Origin of the sequence: Nonomuraea sp. AD125B, from assembly GCF_041402765.1 — a bacterium.
In the GTDB taxonomy this organism is placed as follows: Bacteria; Actinomycetota; Actinomycetes; order Streptosporangiales; family Streptosporangiaceae; genus Nonomuraea; species Nonomuraea bangladeshensis.
In genome coordinates, this window is sequence record NZ_JBGLOU010000004.1 from 58,449 (window position 1) to 74,460 (window position 16,012).

At 70.5% G+C, this 16,012-nt stretch carries 16 protein-coding genes; 5 read left to right on the forward strand and 11 right to left on the reverse strand.

The features are described from left to right. Positions 1-31: 31 nt before the first annotated feature. Both ACBR40_RS12075 and ACBR40_RS12080 read right to left on the reverse strand, forming a co-directional pair. On the reverse strand, positions 32-682 hold the full coding sequence (locus ACBR40_RS12075) for a response regulator transcription factor (protein ID WP_344208956.1): 651 nt from the start codon (positions 680-682) through the stop codon (positions 32-34). Further along, positions 679-2,109 carry a histidine kinase gene (locus ACBR40_RS12080; protein ID WP_371248713.1) on the reverse strand — a complete coding sequence of 477 codons (1,431 nt, stop codon included), beginning with the start codon at positions 2,107-2,109 and terminating at the stop codon, positions 679-681. The genes ACBR40_RS12075 and ACBR40_RS12080 overlap by 4 nt, the downstream gene beginning before the upstream one ends. A gap of 109 nt (positions 2,110-2,218) precedes the next feature. Between ACBR40_RS12080 and ACBR40_RS12085 the strand changes: the two genes are divergently transcribed. From ACBR40_RS12085 to soxR, 3 genes are read left to right on the forward strand one after another with little or no spacing between them, the layout of a single operon-like run. Beyond that, a complete protein-coding gene (locus tag ACBR40_RS12085) occupies positions 2,219-3,124 on the forward strand; it encodes an ABC transporter ATP-binding protein (RefSeq protein WP_344208960.1) in 906 nt (301 codons plus the stop codon). Further along, on the forward strand, positions 3,121-3,852 hold the full coding sequence (locus ACBR40_RS12090) for an ABC transporter permease (RefSeq protein WP_371248714.1): 732 nt from the start codon (positions 3,121-3,123) through the stop codon (positions 3,850-3,852). The genes ACBR40_RS12085 and ACBR40_RS12090 overlap by 4 nt, the downstream gene beginning before the upstream one ends. Positions 3,853-3,892: 40 nt before the next feature. Next, positions 3,893-4,396 (forward strand): redox-sensitive transcriptional activator SoxR, encoded by a 504-nt coding sequence (soxR, locus tag ACBR40_RS12095; protein ID WP_344208965.1) that lies wholly within the window; start codon positions 3,893-3,895, stop codon positions 4,394-4,396. On the opposite strand, the gene ACBR40_RS12100 is transcribed toward soxR, so the two are convergent. Together ACBR40_RS12100 and dnaB are read right to left on the reverse strand one after the other, a co-directional pair. Beyond that, positions 4,393-4,848, reverse strand: coding sequence for a universal stress protein (locus tag ACBR40_RS12100; RefSeq protein ID WP_344208967.1), 456 nt, complete (start codon positions 4,846-4,848; stop codon positions 4,393-4,395). The two genes, soxR and ACBR40_RS12100, sit on opposite strands and share 4 nt — an antisense overlap. Before the next feature lie 88 nt (positions 4,849-4,936). Further along, a complete protein-coding gene (gene dnaB / locus ACBR40_RS12105; RefSeq protein WP_371248715.1) occupies positions 4,937-8,623 on the reverse strand; it encodes a replicative DNA helicase in 3,687 nt (1,228 codons plus the stop codon). Positions 8,624-8,909: 286 nt separating this feature from the next. Here dnaB and ACBR40_RS12110 point away from each other — a divergent pair, with 286 nt between their 5' ends. Next, positions 8,910-10,211 (forward strand): MATE family efflux transporter, encoded by a 1,302-nt coding sequence (locus ACBR40_RS12110; protein WP_371248716.1) that lies wholly within the window; start codon positions 8,910-8,912, stop codon positions 10,209-10,211. Positions 10,212-10,278: 67 nt separating this feature from the next. Beyond that, on the forward strand, positions 10,279-11,754 hold the full coding sequence (locus tag ACBR40_RS12115) for an APC family permease (RefSeq protein ID WP_371248717.1): 1,476 nt from the start codon (positions 10,279-10,281) through the stop codon (positions 11,752-11,754). On the opposite strand, the gene ACBR40_RS12120 is transcribed toward ACBR40_RS12115, so the two are convergent. The 7 genes from ACBR40_RS12120 to rpsF form a co-directional block, all read right to left on the reverse strand. Continuing rightward, positions 11,751-12,494, reverse strand: coding sequence for an amino acid ABC transporter ATP-binding protein (locus ACBR40_RS12120; protein ID WP_371248718.1), 744 nt, complete (start codon positions 12,492-12,494; stop codon positions 11,751-11,753). The genes ACBR40_RS12115 and ACBR40_RS12120 overlap by 4 nt on opposite strands. Continuing rightward, positions 12,491-13,360, reverse strand: a complete 870-nt coding sequence (locus tag ACBR40_RS12125) for an amino acid ABC transporter permease (protein ID WP_371248719.1) — start codon at positions 13,358-13,360, stop codon at positions 12,491-12,493. The genes ACBR40_RS12120 and ACBR40_RS12125 overlap by 4 nt, the downstream gene beginning before the upstream one ends. Continuing rightward, positions 13,357-14,217, reverse strand: a complete 861-nt coding sequence (locus ACBR40_RS12130; protein WP_371248720.1) for an ABC transporter substrate-binding protein — start codon at positions 14,215-14,217, stop codon at positions 13,357-13,359. The genes ACBR40_RS12125 and ACBR40_RS12130 overlap by 4 nt, the downstream gene beginning before the upstream one ends. Before the next feature lie 101 nt (positions 14,218-14,318). Next, positions 14,319-14,765: a 50S ribosomal protein L9 gene (gene rplI / locus ACBR40_RS12135; RefSeq protein WP_020543047.1), complete on the reverse strand. Its 447-nt coding sequence runs from the start codon at positions 14,763-14,765 to the stop codon at positions 14,319-14,321. A gap of 15 nt (positions 14,766-14,780) precedes the next feature. After that, positions 14,781-15,017, reverse strand: coding sequence for a 30S ribosomal protein S18 (gene rpsR / locus ACBR40_RS12140; protein WP_327088611.1), 237 nt, complete (start codon positions 15,015-15,017; stop codon positions 14,781-14,783). A 63-nt stretch (positions 15,018-15,080) separates the two neighbouring features. Next, a complete protein-coding gene (locus ACBR40_RS12145) occupies positions 15,081-15,632 on the reverse strand; it encodes a single-stranded DNA-binding protein (RefSeq protein WP_344208986.1) in 552 nt (183 codons plus the stop codon). Positions 15,633-15,711: 79 nt separating this feature from the next. Then, positions 15,712-16,002 (reverse strand): 30S ribosomal protein S6, encoded by a 291-nt coding sequence (gene rpsF, locus ACBR40_RS12150; protein ID WP_055504125.1) that lies wholly within the window; start codon positions 16,000-16,002, stop codon positions 15,712-15,714. Between the last annotated feature and the right edge of the window lie 10 nt (positions 16,003-16,012).

Sequence of the window (16,012 nt, forward strand, 5' to 3'; positions counted from 1 at the left end):
GGCCCGCCGGGGGGCCGGTGATGCGCGAGAGTCAGGTGCGGCTCTGGAGGTAGGCGAGGACCGCCAGCACCCGGCGGTTGTCGTCGTCCGAAGGGGCGAGGCCGAGCTTGGCGAAGATGTTGGCGGTGTGCTTGGCGACGGCGCTCTCGCTCAGGTAGAGCCGCTGGGAGATCGCCGCGTTGGAGCGGCCCTCCGCCATGGCCTCCAGCACCTCCCGCTCGCGCGGCGTGAGCGCGGCCAGCGGCTCGTGCCTGGCGTTGCTGGCCAGCAGCTTGGCGATGACCTCCGGGTCCATCGCGGTGCCGCCCTCGGCGACCCGGCGTACGGCGTCGACGAACTGCTCGGCGTTGAAGACGCGGTCCTTCAGCAGGTAGCCGATGCCGCCGGAGCCGTCGGCCAGCAGCTCGCGCGCGTACAGCTGCTCGACGTGCTGCGACAGCACCAGGATCGGCAGGCCGGGCACCGACTTCCTGGCCGCCAGCGCGGCCTGCAGGCCCTCGTCGGTGAACGTGGGCGGCAGGCGCACGTCCACGATCGAGACGTCCGGCCGCAGCTCCAGCAGCCCCTTGAGCAGCTCGGGGCCGCTGTCCACCGCTCCCACGACGGTGAAGCCGTGCGCCTGGAGCAGGTGCACCAGGCCGTCCCTGAGCAGGTAGAGGTCTTCGGCGATGAGCACGTTCATGGGCACCAGGGTTTGGTCGGGGTGGCTTCCATCATCCAGCGCTCCCGGTTGTGCACGGCCGGGATGCGGATGGCGATGATATGCATGGTGAGCCCGAGCGTGATCATGCCGATGATGGTCGGCCACTGCCAGGGCTCCGGCATGTACAGGGCGAGGAACCACGTCTTCTCCTCGACTCCGAAGATCTTGAAGATGGCCGCCACGAAACCCTGCGGGAAGGTCGGGCACCACGCCGTCGCCCACAACAGCCCCACGAGGATCGTCTTGTTGCGCGGCAGCTTGGGCAGGTCGGTGGCACAGTGCTGGGGCAGCACCTTGGGCAGGTGCATGGTGACCGTGGTGGGGCCGCCCGGCGGGCTGTTCAGCGCGAGCACCCCGTCGAAGGCGGCCAGCCGCCGCTCGATGCCGGCCAGGCCGCTGCCCTTGGCCGGGTCGGCGCCGCCCATGCCGTCGTCGGTGACCGTGATGCGCAGGTCGGCCTCCCTGGAGCTGATGTCCACGGCCGCCGTACGGGCGTCGCCGTGCCGGGCGGCGTTGGACAGCAGCTCGCTGACCGCGAAGTAGGCCGCGGCCTCCACCGGCGCGTCCGGGCGGTGCGGCAGGTCCACGTCCACGGAGACCTGCATGGGGCTGTCCATGGCGAGGGCGCGTACGGCATCGCCGAGCCCCCGCTCGGCCAGCACCGGCGGATGGATGCCGCGGATGACCCGGCGCAGCTCGGTCAGCGTCTCCGAGGACGCCTCGCGGGCCTTGGTGAGCAGCGCCTTGGCCGCGGCCGGGTCCTGGTCCACGAGCTGCTCGACCGCGCCGAGCGTCATGCCGATGGCGACCAGCCGCGCCTGCGTGCCGTCGTGCAGGTCGCGCTCGATCCTGCGCATCTCGGCGGCCTGGGAGTCGGTGGCCAGGTTGCGGGTGCGCTGGAGGTGGGTGACCTGGTTGGCCAGGCGGCTGTTGGCGGTCGCGCCGAGCAGCAGGTCGCTCCAGAGCGCGTACAGGCGCAGCCCCTGGGCCGGGAGCAGCAGGAACACCGGCGCCAGCGTCACCTTCATCAGCGGGTCCAGCACCAGCCAGAAATCGTCGCGCCAGGTGGCCGGGTCGGTGATCAGCCACTTCCAGCGGTCGTTCCATGCGGGGATGCGCGGGGTCTTGTAGAGGGTGCGGTCGTAGCGGTAGAAGCCGTCCGCCTGCGGCACCGGGGGCGGCGGCTTCGGCAGGTAGGGGGCCTCGATGGCCAGGCCGGTCCAGCGCCGCATGAGCCGCCGGTTGAGCTCGGCCACCCCGCGCACCATGCGGACCTGCGGCGGGAACAGGAACACCATCCCCAACGCCACCGACAGCACCAGCATCACGAGGGACACGGCGATCAGCGGCACCTGGACGACGAGCAGCGCGAGCAGCGTCGCGACCCGGCCGTACCTCCTCAACATGCTCCCAGTGTGCCCAAGCCACGACCTCCGGGTCACTGCACCTAGGTACACCCTTGCCCGGCATCCAGCCGCATTCCCCGGCGGAGGCGGCGTTCCTACCGTCGTAGCCATGAAAATCATCGAGGTCAGGAACCTGCGCAAGCAGTACCCCAAACACCTGGCGGTCGACGACGTGTCGTTCGAGGTCGCCGAGGGCGAGATCTTCGGCATCCTCGGGCCCAACGGCGCCGGCAAGACCACGACGGTCGAGTGCGTGGCGGGCCTGCGGGCGCCGGACGGCGGCACCGTACGGGTGGCCGGGCTCGACCCCCGACGCGACCGCGCCGAGCTGCGCGAAGTGCTCGGCATGCAGCTCCAGAGCGCCAACCTGCCGGAGAAGATCAAGGTGTGGGAGGCCCTGGACCTGTACGCCTCCTTCTATCCCGACCCGGCCGACTGGAACGAGCTGCTGGAGCGGGTGGGGCTCGGCCACAAGCGGCACGCGACGTTCAAGAAGCTCTCCGGCGGGCAGCGCCAGCGGCTGTCCGTGGCGCTCGCGCTGGTCGGCCGGCCGCGCGTGGCCGTGCTCGACGAGCTGACCACCGGCCTCGACCCGCAGGCCCGCCGCGACACCTGGGAGCTCGTCGAGCAGATCCGCGCGTCCGGGGTGACGATCGTGCTGGTCACCCACTTCATGGAGGAGGCGGAGCGGCTCTGCGACCGCCTGGCGCTCATCGACGCCGGCAAGGTCGTCGCCACCGACACGCCCGCCGGGCTGATCCAGCAGGTCGGCGGGGAGCAACGGGTGCGCTTCCGGCCCTCCGCGCCGGTCACGGACGACGTGCTGCTCGCCCTCCCCGGGGTGCGCGCCGTCGAGCGGAACGGCGACCAGGTCGCCGTCAGCGGCGCCGGCAACCTCGCCGCCACCGTCACCCTCGCCCTGGCCCGGCAGGAGATCGTGCCCGGGGACCTGCGCATCGAGCAGGCCACGCTGGACGACGCGTTCCTCGCGCTCACCGGAAGGAAGCTGTCATGAAGAAGATGCTCCTCGTGGAGGCCAAGCTCTACCTGCGCGACTGGCCGTCGCTGGCCTTCACCATCGCGCTGCCGGTCGCCCTCCTGGTCGTACTGGGGCTCACCATCCCCGGCATGGGCGAGGTGACCGACACCGGCGAGCGGTACGTCGACGCCCAGTGGCCGAGCCTCATGGTCCTGCTCTCGCTGCTCACGCTGGTGTGCAGCGTCCTTCCCGCGGTGCTCACCACGTACCGGGAGCAGGGCGTGCTGCGGCGGATGTCCACCACGCCGGTCAGCCCCGCGCGGATGCTGGCCGTGCAGCTCGTCATCAACCTGGCCGTCGCGGTCGTGGCCACGGCCATCCTCGTCGTCGGGACCATGCTGGTCTTCGACGCCGCGCCTCCCGGGCAGTGGCCGGGCTTCGTGCTGGTGTTCCTGCTCGGCACGGCGGCGCTCATGTCGATGGGGCTGGTCATCGCCGCCCTCGCGCCCAACGGCAAGGCGGCGCCGGGGATCGGGTCGCTGGTCATGTTCCCGCTGATGTTCGTCGCGGGCATGTGGATCCCGCGCCAGGCCATGCCGGACGCCCTCCGCATCGTGAGCGACTACTCCGTGGCCGGGCCGTTCGCCCAGGCGCTCAAGGACACCTGGGCGGGCCACGCGCCGCAGCCGCTGCACCTGATCGTGATGGCCGTCGGGCTGGTGGTCTTCGGCGGGCTCGCCGTACGGCTGTTCCGGTGGGAGTGACGGCGGGCCGTCTCCGCCAAACCTCAACTAAGCTCTCGGTATGACCAAGGTCGCCTGGAACACCAAGGAGCTCACGGTCGGGCAACTGGCCGAGCGCAGCGGCGTCGCCGTCTCGGCCCTGCACTTCTACGAGGCCAAGGGCCTCATCACGAGCCGCCGCACGGCCGGCAACCAGCGCCGCTACAGCCGCGACAGCCTGCGCAGGGTCGCCTTCATCCGGCTGGCGCAGCGCATCGGCATCCCGCTCAAGACCATCAAGGACGCGCTGGACGAGCTGCCGGGCGAGCGCACCCCCACCCGCGCCGACTGGGCCCGGCTCTCGGCCGCCTGGCGCGGCGAGCTGGACGACCGCATCCTGCAGCTCCAGCGGCTGCGCGACGACCTCACCGACTGCATCGGCTGCGGCTGCCTGTCGCTCGACCTGTGCCCCGTCGCCAACCCGTACGACCGGCTCGGCGACGAGGGGCCGGGAGCCCGGCGCATCGACACCCGGCTGTCCCCGCCGCCGGGAGCCTGCTGCAACGCGGCCGGGGACGGAGCCTAGCCTCCCGCCCTCTGGGCGGGAGGGACGATGAGCGTGGGCCGCTGCGCGTGGTGCAGCACGTGGTTGGAGACGCTGCCCAGCAGCACCGAACGCACCCCGGCCAGGCCCCGCGAGCCCGTGACGATGAGCGAGGCGTCGAGCTCGTCGGCCACGTCCACGATCGTCTTCCACACGGACTCGTTGTCGGCCACGGCCCGGTGGGTCACCTCGGCGAGGCCCGACGCCACGGCCAGCTCGGCGCCCTCCCTGGCGCTCGCCTCCGCCTGGGCCCGCGCCTCGTCCTCGGCCTCGGTCGTGAGCACACCGGCGGCGAGCGGATATTTCCGCAACTGTACGAGCAGCGGCTCCCACACGGTCAGGACGACGACGGGCTCGGCGGCGAGGTGCTTGGCGGCGAACTCGATCGCGGCGCGCGCGTCGGCCGAGCCGTCGTAGGCGACGAGGATGGTCATGGCGGACTTCCCTTCACTACGGTCATCCGCTGCAGCACCGGGATGATCAGCGCCATTCCGCCGCCGCCTGTCTGCTTCGTCACAGCCCTCAGTGCTGGGCCATGTCCACGAACCGGCTGTAGTGGCCCTGGAACGCCACCGTGACCGTCGCCGTGGGACCGTTTCGGTGCTTGGCCACGATCAGGTCGGCCTCGCCCGCCCGCGGCGACTCCCGCTCGTAGGCGTCCTCCCTGTGCAGCAGGATGACCATGTCCGCGTCCTGCTCGATGGAGTTGTGGACGCTGATCCCGTTGGCCACGAAGTTGTGGGTGCCGAGGACGGTGGCGTCGTAGACCGGCCGCTCGCCGAGGCTCTCGACGGAGGCGACCTCGTCCCAGAACACGTCGTTCGTGGCCAGCAGCTCAAGGTCGGCGTCATCGAGGATCGCGGAGATCCGGCGCAGGCGCTCAGGACCCTGAGCGCTCTTCGTGACGGCCCCCACCGTCAGGTGGTCGCCGACGCGGTCCCACACCTCGCGCGGAACGGCGCCGGCGCCGCTGTCGCCCACGAGTCGCCGGAGAGCGGCGACGCACCGCTCGGCCTGCTGCCCGAACCGCTCGCCCGGCACGCCGATCTCGTCGAGGAACCGGAGCTGGTTGTCGGCTCCGCTGACCCACAGCCGATGTGCCGGCCCGGCCTCTTCGATCCGCGTCATCACGTTGAACCTCAGCAGCAGCCGCGCGACGTCGTCGACCAGGCGGCGGCTCGTGGAGGTGCAGGAGAGCCGCGCCTCGCCCAGCGCGTCGTCCCACCGGACCTCACCGTCGCCCGCCCACAGGCGGCGCAGGAACAGCGCGATCTGCCGCTTGGGGAGGGAGAAGACCCCCTCAGGCACGGCTCCGTCCACCAGGGTCACCTGGTCGTCCGGCCATTCCCGCAGGTCGCGGGGCGCGGAGACGTGCCGCGGCGCGGCGACGCGCGCTCCGGGGGCGAGCTCGCCCAGCGGACGCCACCCGTCGAACGTCATGAAGGGGTGGTTGGCCGTCGCCTCGATCTCCCTGCCGGAGCCGAGCCGCAGCCGGAAGACCTCTTTCGTGCCGCTGGGGAACACGTGCGTCATCGTCCGCGGGACGAGCCGCAGGTTCTCGTCCAGGGACCACACCGGGATGTCGCGCGCGCCGGACTCCAGCAGCTCGCCCAGCGTGGCCTCCGCGCCCGTGTCGGCGCGCAGGACACGGGTGGCGGCGGTGAGGCAGCCCGACTCTCGAAGGTCGCTCACCTGCGGGCGCTTGTCGGTGCGCTGCTCGGGGCCACGGTTGAGCTGGGAGATCGCGATGACCGGCACCTCCAGCTCCTTGGCCAGCAGCTTGATGGCACGCGAGATCTCCGACACCTCGTTCTGGCGGCTCTCGGTCTTCTTCGGCGAGCTCATCAGCTGGAGGTAGTCGATGACCACGAACCTGAGGTCGTTGCGCTGCTTGAGCCGGCGGCACTTGGCCCGGATCTCCATCATCGACATGTTGGGCGAGTCGTCGATGAACAGCGGCGCCTCGGCCACCTCGCTCATCCGCCTGGCCAGCCGGGTCCAGTCCTCGTCGCTCATCATGCCGGAGCGCATGGCGTGCAGCGCGACGCGGGCCTCGGCGGACAGCAGTCGCATGGTGATCTCGTTGCGCGACATCTCCAGCGAGAAGATGACGGTGGTCATGCCATTCTTGATCGCCGCAGATCGGGCGAAGTCCAGACCGAGGGTGCTGTTATGGGTGGGGATGCAGCTGCGGCCGGCAAGGTACATGTGGTCGTCGTTGTCCACTTGGACACAGCGGACCGGCCTGCTCGCGATCTCCCGCACGTCCACGATGTAGCGGAACCTGGTGTTGGGACGAGCTCCGCCGGTCTGCCGGACGGCCTTGCGTGGCAGGCGGAAGAGCTGGTCGGACGCGGTGAAGTTGATCATGTAGGCCGTGCAGGAGTCCGCGCTTCTCCCTCTGACCTGCCTGGTCCGCATGGTCGCCTTGTAGCCGAGGCTGAGGATCAGCTCGTGGACGTCGGCGGCCAGCCGCCGGTTGGTGACGGCGAACTGGATCTGGCCTCCGGTGTTGACGTAACCGTCCGAGTCGAGCAGCCCGGCCAGCAGGGCGCGCCGCTGACGCTCAGAAGCACGGAGATAGGCGGCGGGAATGTGCTTGTCGTGAAGCACGCCCAGAGTACGGAGAATGCCCTGCACGGTTCCGTGTGAGCGATGGCACGCCTGGCAGCGCCGCAACCCGCACACCACGCACGTGCGGCTGGCCGGCGAGTCCGAGGCCGGCAGCGTGAGCTGGTAGGAGATGGAGGAACCCACGCGCGTGACGCACAGACCTTCGGCTTCGAGGTTGGCGATGATCTCCGGATCGGCCGTGCTGATGCGGGCGCCCGCGCTGTGGCCGTCGCCCAGCCAGACGCCGAGCACGTACGGCGCCAGCGGCAATTCGCGCTCGTCGAGGTCGAACGGCGCGGTCACCGCCACCGCGTGGTTCGGCCGCCCGTCGGAGGTGCGCAGGGTCGCGGCGATCTCCTCGGTGGTCACCGTCTGACGAGGGGCCGCGGTGATGGCGGCGTTCTTGGGCGTGGTGACCCGGGCGTGCAGAGCGGCGAAGAGGTCCACTGCCCGGTAGGCGGGAGTGCGCCACTCATGGCTGCGCATCGCGCCACCGACGGCGGCGACTACCTTGCCCGTCGTGCCCACCTGCTTCTGCACGACGTGCAGGACATGACGGAACTCCTCCCCCACGAGCTGAAGCGCCTCCTGGTGCGTGACCAGCTTCTCCCGGTCGCGGAGCGCGGACTCGTAGGCGATCCTGACCTTCTCGATGGCCTCCGGTGCCCAGTGGTAGGAGGGGCCGCTCCGGCGCTGCTTGCGTTCGGCACGGGTGATGGTGCGCCACTGATGCAGGGCGTCCGCGACGATCACGGTGCCGTCGCTGAACTCCACCTCGTAGCAGGGACGGTCGTGCATCACCTCGGTGGCCGCCACGACCCTGGTGGGCCTGCCGTCCGCGCCGATCAGCCGGTCGCCCACCTTGACGTCGCCCATGGTCGTCCACCCCTCGGGCGTGGGCAGCGGCGTGTCGAGCGCCAGCGCCTTCCCGATCGCGGGTCGGGCGGCGACGACGATCATCTGGCCGGGGTGGAGGCCGTTGGTGAGCTGGTCGAGGTCCTGGAAGCCGGTGGGCACGCCGACCATCTGGCCGCCGCGGCTGCCGATGGCCTCCAGCTCGTCGAGGGCGCCCGGCATGATGTCGGCCAGGGGGGCGTAGTCCTCGGAGGTGCGGCGTTCGGTGACCTTGTAGATCTCGGCCTGGGCGCGGTCGACGAGGTCGTCGACCTCTTCGTTCTGGCCGCCGTAGCCGTAGGAGACGATGCGGGTGCCGGCCTCGATGAGGCGGCGGAGGATGGCCTGCTCGCGGACGATCTTGGCGTAGTAGCCGGCGTTGGCGGCCGTGGGGACGACGGCCGTCAGCGTGTGGAGGTAGGCGGCGCCGCCCACGCGGGCCATCTCGCCGCGCTTCTGCAGCTCGTCGAAGACGGTGACGGCGTCGGCGGGCTCGCCGCGGCCGTAGAGGTCGGTGATGACCTCGTAGACCATCTGGTGGGCGGGGCGGTAGAAGTCGTCGGCGCGGATGATCTCGACCACGTCGGCGATGGCGTCCTTGGACAGCAGCATGCCGCCGAGGACCGACTGCTCCGCCTCGATGTTGTGCGGCGGCGTGCGCTCGAAACCGGGCCCCGCCGGGATCTCTTCGTCAATGCTCACCGCGCCCCCTCGAACAGCCTTGCAGGCGGTCGCACCACCCCCACTTGTAGTCGACCGGTCTGACAGTTTCCCGGACCTGGGGCCCGGACGCCAACGTGGCCTGTGGACAACCCTGTGGTCAAGCTGTGTACGACGGCCCCCAACATGTGAAATGCCTGTGGATGACGCCTGGGGATAACTTCTGGGGATTTCCGCCGACGAGCCTCCGACCTGCGGAAACGTTGTCCACCGGCTGTGGAGGAAAGAAAGTTGGCGCTGCATGTCGTGTAATGGGCATAATGGATGAATGCCCATTACGTCCCGAGACAGGGAGATTCTCCGGCTGGCGATCCCGGCGTTCGGCGCGCTGGTGGCCGAGCCGCTCTTCCTGCTCGCCGACTACGCCATCGTGGGCCACGGCCTCGGCACCACTGCGGTGGGCGCGCTGGGCGTGGCGGGATCCGTGCTCGGGACGCTCATGAACCTGTGCGTCTTCCTCGCCTACGGCACCACGGCCTCCGTCGCCCGCCAGACCGGGGCGGGCCGGCACGACCAGGCCATGCGCAGCGGCGTGGACGGCGTCTGGCTGGCCCTCGCCATCGGCGTGGCGCTGATCGCGGTCGTCTGGCCGCTGGCCCCGGCCTTGGTGGGCCTGTTCGGAGCGGACCCCGGCCAGTCCGCGGAGGCGGTGACGTACCTGCGGATCAGCCTGTTCGGCGCGCCCGGGATGCTGGTCGTGCTGGCCGGCACCGGCGTGCTGCGCGGGCTCCAGGACACGGTCACGCCCCTGGCCGTGGCCGTCGGCTCGTTCGCGCTCAACGCGGCGCTGAACGCCTGGTTCGTGCTGGGGCTCGACTGGGGCATCGCCGGGTCGGCGTGGGGCACGGTGCTGGCCCAGACGCTCGGCGCGGCCGTCTACCTGGTCGTGGTGGCGAGGGGCGCGCGGCGGCTCGGCACCTCGCTCGTCCCCAGCCTGACGGGCATCAGGCAGGCGGGTACGGCCGGGCTCGCCCTCCTCGTACGCACCGTGTGCCTGCGCGTCGTCCTGGTCGCGGCCACGGTGATCGCGACCAGGATGGGCCAGGCGGAGCTGGCCGCGTACGCCATCGCCACCCAGGTGTGGACGCTGCTCGCCTTCGCCCTGGACGCCATCGCCATCGCGGGGCAGGCCATCACCGGCCGCTCGCTCGGCGCCGGCGACGTGGCCGCCACCAGGGCGGCCACCAGACGCATGGTCCAGTGGGGCCTCTGGTCCGGGGCGGTGCTCGGCCTGCTGGTGCTGCTCGCGCGCCCGCTGGTGCCGGGGCTGTTCGACGCCGACCCGCAGGTGACCGAGCTGCTGCTGGCGCTGCTGTGGCCGGTGGCGCTGTTCCAGCCGGTGTGCGGGATCGTGTTCGTGCTGGACGGGGTGCTCATCGGCGCGGGCGACCAGCGCTATCTGGCGTGGGCGGGGGTGTGGACGACGCTGGCGTACCTGCCGGCCGCCTTCCTCGCCTCCGGGCTCGGCGTGGTGGCCCTGTGGTGCGCGCTCGGGGTGTGGATGATCGCCAGGCTCGTCACCCTCACCCGGCGGGCGGCGGGCACCGCCTGGCTGGTAACCGGGGCGTAATCGTCCCGTGCTTGCTGTTGTCCAAGTGGTGAGACAGAGTCGGAGCGTTCCCTGAGCGGGGTGTTCCTTGTCCAGTATCTTGCGACGACTGCCGCCCTCCGCGGCCACCGGGTTACGCACCGGCGCCCGGCACAGTCTTGCCGAGGTCTACCGGCCGGCCGACCTCGTCGTGCTCGGCCTCGGCGTGATGATCGGCGCCGGCATCTTCTCCGTGGCCGGGCGGCAGGCCGCGACCGCGGCCGGGCCCGGCGTGATCCTCTCCTTCATGATCGCGGGCATCGCGTGCCTGCTGGCCTGCCTGTGCTACGCCGAGCTGTCGTCCACGATCCCGGCCTCGGGCAGCGCCTACACCTTCACCTACGTCATCTTCGGCGAGGTCTGGGCCTGGGTCATCGGCTGGGCGCTGATCCTGGAGCTGCAGCTCGCCGCCGCCGTCGTGGCCCGCGCGTGGGGCGAGATCGCGGTCGGCGCGCTGGCGAACGCCGGAGTCCGTCTCCCCTCCCCCGGCCGGGTCGCCGACCTGCTCGTGCTGGCGATCCTGGTGCTGCTCACCGGCGTGGTGGCGCTCAGCGCCCGGGTCGGGCTGCGCGCGCTGTGGGTCATGGTGGCGGCCAAGCTGCTGGCCATCGGCGCGGTCATCGTCGTGGGCCTGCCGCACGTGGACGCCCGCAACTTCGGCGACTTCTACGTCCCGCCGAAGACGCTCACGACCGCTCCCGCGACCGTGCTGGAGATCGTGGTGGGCGAGAGCCACGCGTTCGGCTGGTTCGGGATCTTCTCGGCGGCCTCGGCCATCGCCTTCGCCTACATCGGCTTCGACGTGGTGGCGACCGCGGCCGAGGAGACCGTGAACGCGCAGCGGGCGGTCCCGAAGGGCATGATCCGCAGCCTGGTCGTGGCCACCGTCGTGTACGTGGTGGTGGCCGTGGTCATGGTGGGCATGGTGTCGCACACGAAGATCTCCGTGGACGCGCCGCTGGCCAGCGCGTTCCGCGCGGCCGGCGAGGGCTGGATGGCGCACGTCATCGACGTGGGGGCGCTGCTCGGGCTGACCACGGTGATCCTGGTGCTGATGGTGGGGCAGACGCGGGTGCTGTTCTCGATGGCCCGCGACGGGCTCATCCCGCGCGGCCTCGCGGCGGTCAGCCGCCGCTACCACACGCCCTCGCGGGTGACGCTGGTGATCGGGGGCGTCGCGATCGTGCTGGCGGAGTTCGTGCCGGTGCTCACGCTGCAGGAACTCGTCGTGCTGGGGACGCTGTTCGCCTTCGGCTTCGTGGCTGCCGGGGTGATCGTGATGCGGCGGCGCATGCCGCACCTGGAGCGTGGGTTCCGGGTGCCGCTGTCGCCGGTGGTGCCCGCGCTGTCGCTGGTGGCCACGTTCTGGCTCATGGTGAACCTGCGGCTGCTCACCTGGGTGTGGTTCGCGCTGTGGATGGCGTTCGGGCTGGGGGTCTATCTCGCCTACGGCCGCCGGCACAGCGTGCTCGCCCGCCCGGCCGCGCCGGTGCCCGCGCGCGGCGGCGGGCGGCACCGGCGCTAGAAGCGGCCCGAGCGCACCACGCTGCGCAGGAACTCCTTGGTCCTCGGGTGCTCAGGCGCGTCGAAGAGCTGCTCGGGCGGCCCCTTCTCGATCAGTACGCCGCCGTCGAGGAAGCACACCATGTCGGAGATGTCGCGGCAGAAGCCCATCTCGTGCGTGGTGAGGACCATCGTCATGCCGGAGTCCTTCAGCTCCCTGATGATCGTCAGCACCTCCACCACGAGCTGCGGGTCGAGCGCCGAGGTGACCTCGTCGAGCAGCATCAGCCGGGGCTGGGTGGCGAGCGCGCGGATGATCGCTACCCGCTGCTGCTGCCCGCCGGAGAGCTGGTCGGGGTAGGCCCGCGCCTTGCCCTCCAGCCCGAACCGCACCAGCAGCTCGTGCGCCTGCTCCTCCGCCTGCGCCTTGGCCACGCGGTGCACCTGGCGGGGGGCGAGGGTGATGTTGTCCAGCACGGTCATGTGCGGGAACAGGTTGAACGACTGGAAGACGATGCCGATGCGCTTGCGCACGTCGTCCACGTCGACCCGCGGGTCGGTGATGTCCTGGCCGTCGAGCAGGATCACGCCGTCGTCCACCGTCTCCAGCAGGTTGACGCAGCGCAGCAGCGTCGACTTCCCGGAGCCCGACGCGCCGATGAGGCTCACCACCTCGTGCGCGTTCACCTCCAAATCGACGCCCCGCAGGACGCTCTGCCCGTGGAAGTGCTTCCACACCCCGTCGATGCTCAGCAGGCTCATGCGCCGCGCCTCCTTCGGGCCCGCGCCGCCAGGTGGTCGGTGAACCGCGCCAGCGGAATCGTCAGCAGCAGGAACAGCAGCGCCGACGCCAGGTAGGGCGAGTACTTGAAGCTGTGGGCGACGTGGATCTGCGCCTGCCTGAGCGTCTCCAGCGGCCCGATGACGGCCACCAGCGCGGTGTCCTTCTGCAGCGAGACGAAGTCGTTGAGCAGCGGCGGACCCACCCGGCGGACGGCCTGCGGCAGCACCACGAAGCGCATGGTCTTGCCGTGGCTCAGCCCGAGCGAGCGCGCCGCGGCCACCTGGCTCGGATGGATCGACTCGATGCCGGAGCGGAAGACCTCGGCGACGTACGCGCCGTACGACAGCGTCAGCGCGATGATCCCCAGCGTCGCGAGGTCCGTGGGGATGCCCTGCAACCGCAGCGCCGGCAGCCCGAAGCCGACCAGGTAGATCAGCAGAATCGTCGGCACGCCGCGGAAGATGTCGGTGTAGAGCGTGGCGAGCGCCCTGATCGGGAAGAACGCCGGCGTCCTGATCCCCCTGGCCAGCGCCACGAGCAGGCCGATGGCGAGGACCAGCACCTCGGTGATGAGGAACATCTTGATGTTGAGCAGGAACCCGCTCAGCACGTCGGGCAGCGCGTGGACGAACTCCTCGCCGTTCAGGAAGGTCGCCGCCACCCGGGGCCAGCCGGGCGAGCTGGTGACCGCCCACACGACGAGGACGAGGAACACGACCGTCGAGAGCGTCGCGATCGAGCCCGAGCGGCGCCCGTGGGACCGGCGGAACCGCTCCCGCTCGCTCTGCCGCTCGCTCTTGACCCAGCCGTCCGGGCCCGCTGCGGGGCTGATCCGGTCGCTCATGAGAGCTCGGGCGCGCCCACCGCCGAGCCCAGCCACTCCTGCTCGATCTTGGCCAGCTCACCCTTGGACTTCAGCGCGTCCACGGCCTTGTCCACGCACGGCTTGAGCGCGCTGCCCTTCTCCATGACCAGGCCGAACTCCTCCGGCGTGCCGCCGGTCGAGCTGAACTGGCCGACGATCTGGGCATTCTCCACCTGCGCGGCCGTCACGTAGAAGGCCGTCGGCAGGTCCACGACGAGCGCGTCCACCTGCTTGTTCTTCAGCGCGTTGACGGCGTCGACCTGCTCGTTGTAGACGTTGGGGTCGGCGGACGGCTTGATCACGCTCTTGACCGCGTCGAAGGAGGTCGTGCCCACCTGCACGCCGATCTTGGCGTCCTGCAGCTCGGCGAGGGTCTTGGCGGAGGCGTACTTGCCGCCCTTGAGCGCCACCACGGCCTGCTTGACGGTGTAGTAGCCGTTGCTGAAGTCGACGACCTCGGCCCGCTTGGGGGTGATCGACACCTGGTTGATGTCGAAGTCGAAGGTCTTGTCGCCCGGCGCGAACGCCGCGTCGAACTTGACCGTCGCCCACTCGATCTCGCTGCGGTCGAAGCCCAGCTCGCCGGCGACGGCGAAGGCGACCGCGCTCTCGAAGCCCTGGCCGTTGCTCGGGTCGTCGTCCTTGAACCACGGCTCGTAGGCGGGCTTGTCGGTGCCGATCGTCAGCTTGCCCGTCTTGACCAGGCTGAGCTGCTCCTTCGTGCACGCCGTGGAGGCGCTGGGCGCGGCCGAGGAGGCGGTGGTCGCCTGCTCGTCCACGGGTGCGCAACCGACGAGCGCCACGGCCAGCGCGAGCAGCATGAGGGGACGGGCCATGGCCAAGCCTCCAGGGGGAACGTACCGGGGAACGAAAGGAATTGTACGTGAGCAGGCAAAAGCCCCCCACCGCAGGGTGAGGGGCTTCGTCGGGGCCGGGCTCAGCCGGCGACGACCTCGACGTCCAGCGAAGCCGACACCTCGGGGTGCAGCTTCACGGTGATGCGGTGCGAGCCGACGCTCTTGATCGGGTTGACGATCTCGATGCGGCGGCGGTCGAGGACCGGCCCGCCGGCGGCCTTGACGGCGTCGGCGACGTCGCCCGTGGTGACCGAGCCGAACAGGCGGCCGGAGTCGCCCGCGCGGGTGGCCAGGCGCACCTTGAGCGCGCCGAGCTGGCCGGCGACCTCCTTGGCGGTGCCGAGGTCACGGATCTCGCGGGCGTCGCGAGCCTTGCGGATGGTCTCGATCTGCTTCTCGGCGCCGCGCGTCCAGCGCATGGCGTAGCCGCGGGGAATGAGGTAGTTACGGCCGTAGCCGTCCTTGACCTCGACGACGTCGCCAGGGGCACCGAGGCCGGAGACCTCGTTGGTGAGGATGAGCTTCATGTCGACAGAACCTCCTTAGCGCGCGGTGCTCGTGTAGGGCAGCAGAGCCACCTCACGGGCGTTCTTGATCGCGGTGGCGACGTCGCGCTGGTGCTGGGTGCAGTTGCCCGTCACCCGGCGCGCACGGATCTTGCCACGGTCGGAGATGAACTTCCGCAGCAGGCCCGTGTCCTTGTAGTCGACGTAGGAGATCTTGTCGTGGCAGAACAGGCAAACCTTCTTCTTGGGCTTGCGCAGTGCCGGCTTGGCCATCGTGGTGCTCCTCTCAGAGCCCCGCCTTTCGGGCGGGAATGGTCTCGGACTGATGGACAGGGATTAGAAGGGAGGCTCGTCGCTGAAGTCGTTGCCGCCGCCGAAGCCGCCGCCGCTCTGCTGGCCGCCGCCGTAGCCGCCGCCACCGCCACCGCCGAAGCCGCCGCCGCCCTGCGGCGGGGCCGGGGTCGCGGAGGCCCACGGGTCGTCGGACGGGCCGCCGCCGAAGCCGCCGCCACCGCCCTGACGGGAGGTGCGGTTGACCTTGGCGGTGGCGTTGCGCAGAGACGGGCCGACCTCGTCGACCTCGACCTCGTAGACCGTGCGCTTCTCGCCTTCCTTGGTCTCGTAGGACCGCTGCTTGAGCCGCCCCTGCACGATGACCCGCATGCCGCGCTGCAGGCTCTCGGCGGCGTTCTCCGCCGCCTGCCGCCACACGTTGCAGGTCAGGAAGAGGCTTTCGCCGTCCTTCCACTCGTTGGTCTGGCGGTCCATGAACCGCGGAGTGGACGCGACGCGGAAACGAGCCACCGCTTGCCCCGTCGGGGTGAAGCGCAGCTCGGGGTCGTCGACGAGGTTGCCGACGATGGTGATTACGGTGTCGCCTGCTGCCATGGCTTGCGCTCGCCTTCCTGCACGCCTCTTCTTGGGTTACGGCTCAGACTACGGCTGCCTCCCGACAAAAAGTCGGCAGTCAGTGCACGTCGGGGCGGAGCACCTTCGTGCGCAGGATGCCCTCGTTGAGGTTCATCTGCCGGTCGAGCTCCTTGACCGTCGCGGGCTCCGCGGACAGGTCGATGACGGCGTAGATGCCTTCCGACTTCTTGTTGATGTCGTAGGCGAGCCGGCGGCGGCCCCAGACGTCGACCTTCTCCACGGTGCCGCCGTCGTTGCGGACCACGGTGAGGAACTGGTCAAGGGACGGCGCGACGGTGCGCTCGTCGAGTGAAGGGTCCAGGATGACCATTACTTCGTAACGACGCATGCGGACTCCG

What these genes read in the sequence shown, in the direction of transcription:
- ACBR40_RS12075 (WP_344208956.1), bottom strand. Translation starts at nt 682, where the DNA reads ATGAACGTGCTCATCGCCGAAGACCTCTACCTGCTCAGGGACGGCCTG.
- ACBR40_RS12080 (WP_371248713.1), bottom strand. Translation starts at nt 2,109, where the DNA reads ATGTTGAGGAGGTACGGCCGGGTCGCGACGCTGCTCGCGCTGCTCGTC.
- ACBR40_RS12085 (WP_344208960.1), top strand. Translation starts at nt 2,219, where the DNA reads ATGAAAATCATCGAGGTCAGGAACCTGCGCAAGCAGTACCCCAAACAC.
- ACBR40_RS12090 (WP_371248714.1), top strand. Translation starts at nt 3,121, where the DNA reads ATGAAGAAGATGCTCCTCGTGGAGGCCAAGCTCTACCTGCGCGACTGG.
- soxR (WP_344208965.1), top strand. Translation starts at nt 3,893, where the DNA reads ATGACCAAGGTCGCCTGGAACACCAAGGAGCTCACGGTCGGGCAACTG.
- ACBR40_RS12100 (WP_344208967.1), bottom strand. Translation starts at nt 4,848, where the DNA reads ATGACCATCCTCGTCGCCTACGACGGCTCGGCCGACGCGCGCGCCGCG.
- ACBR40_RS12110 (WP_371248716.1), top strand. Translation starts at nt 8,910, where the DNA reads ATGCCCATTACGTCCCGAGACAGGGAGATTCTCCGGCTGGCGATCCCG.
- ACBR40_RS12120 (WP_371248718.1), bottom strand. Translation starts at nt 12,494, where the DNA reads ATGAGCCTGCTGAGCATCGACGGGGTGTGGAAGCACTTCCACGGGCAG.
- ACBR40_RS12125 (WP_371248719.1), bottom strand. Translation starts at nt 13,360, where the DNA reads ATGAGCGACCGGATCAGCCCCGCAGCGGGCCCGGACGGCTGGGTCAAG.
- ACBR40_RS12130 (WP_371248720.1), bottom strand. Translation starts at nt 14,217, where the DNA reads ATGGCCCGTCCCCTCATGCTGCTCGCGCTGGCCGTGGCGCTCGTCGGT.
- rplI (WP_020543047.1), bottom strand. Translation starts at nt 14,765, where the DNA reads ATGAAGCTCATCCTCACCAACGAGGTCTCCGGCCTCGGTGCCCCTGGC.
- rpsR (WP_327088611.1), bottom strand. Translation starts at nt 15,017, where the DNA reads ATGGCCAAGCCGGCACTGCGCAAGCCCAAGAAGAAGGTTTGCCTGTTC.
- ACBR40_RS12145 (WP_344208986.1), bottom strand. Translation starts at nt 15,632, where the DNA reads ATGGCAGCAGGCGACACCGTAATCACCATCGTCGGCAACCTCGTCGAC.
- rpsF (WP_055504125.1), bottom strand. Translation starts at nt 16,002, where the DNA reads ATGCGTCGTTACGAAGTAATGGTCATCCTGGACCCTTCACTCGACGAG.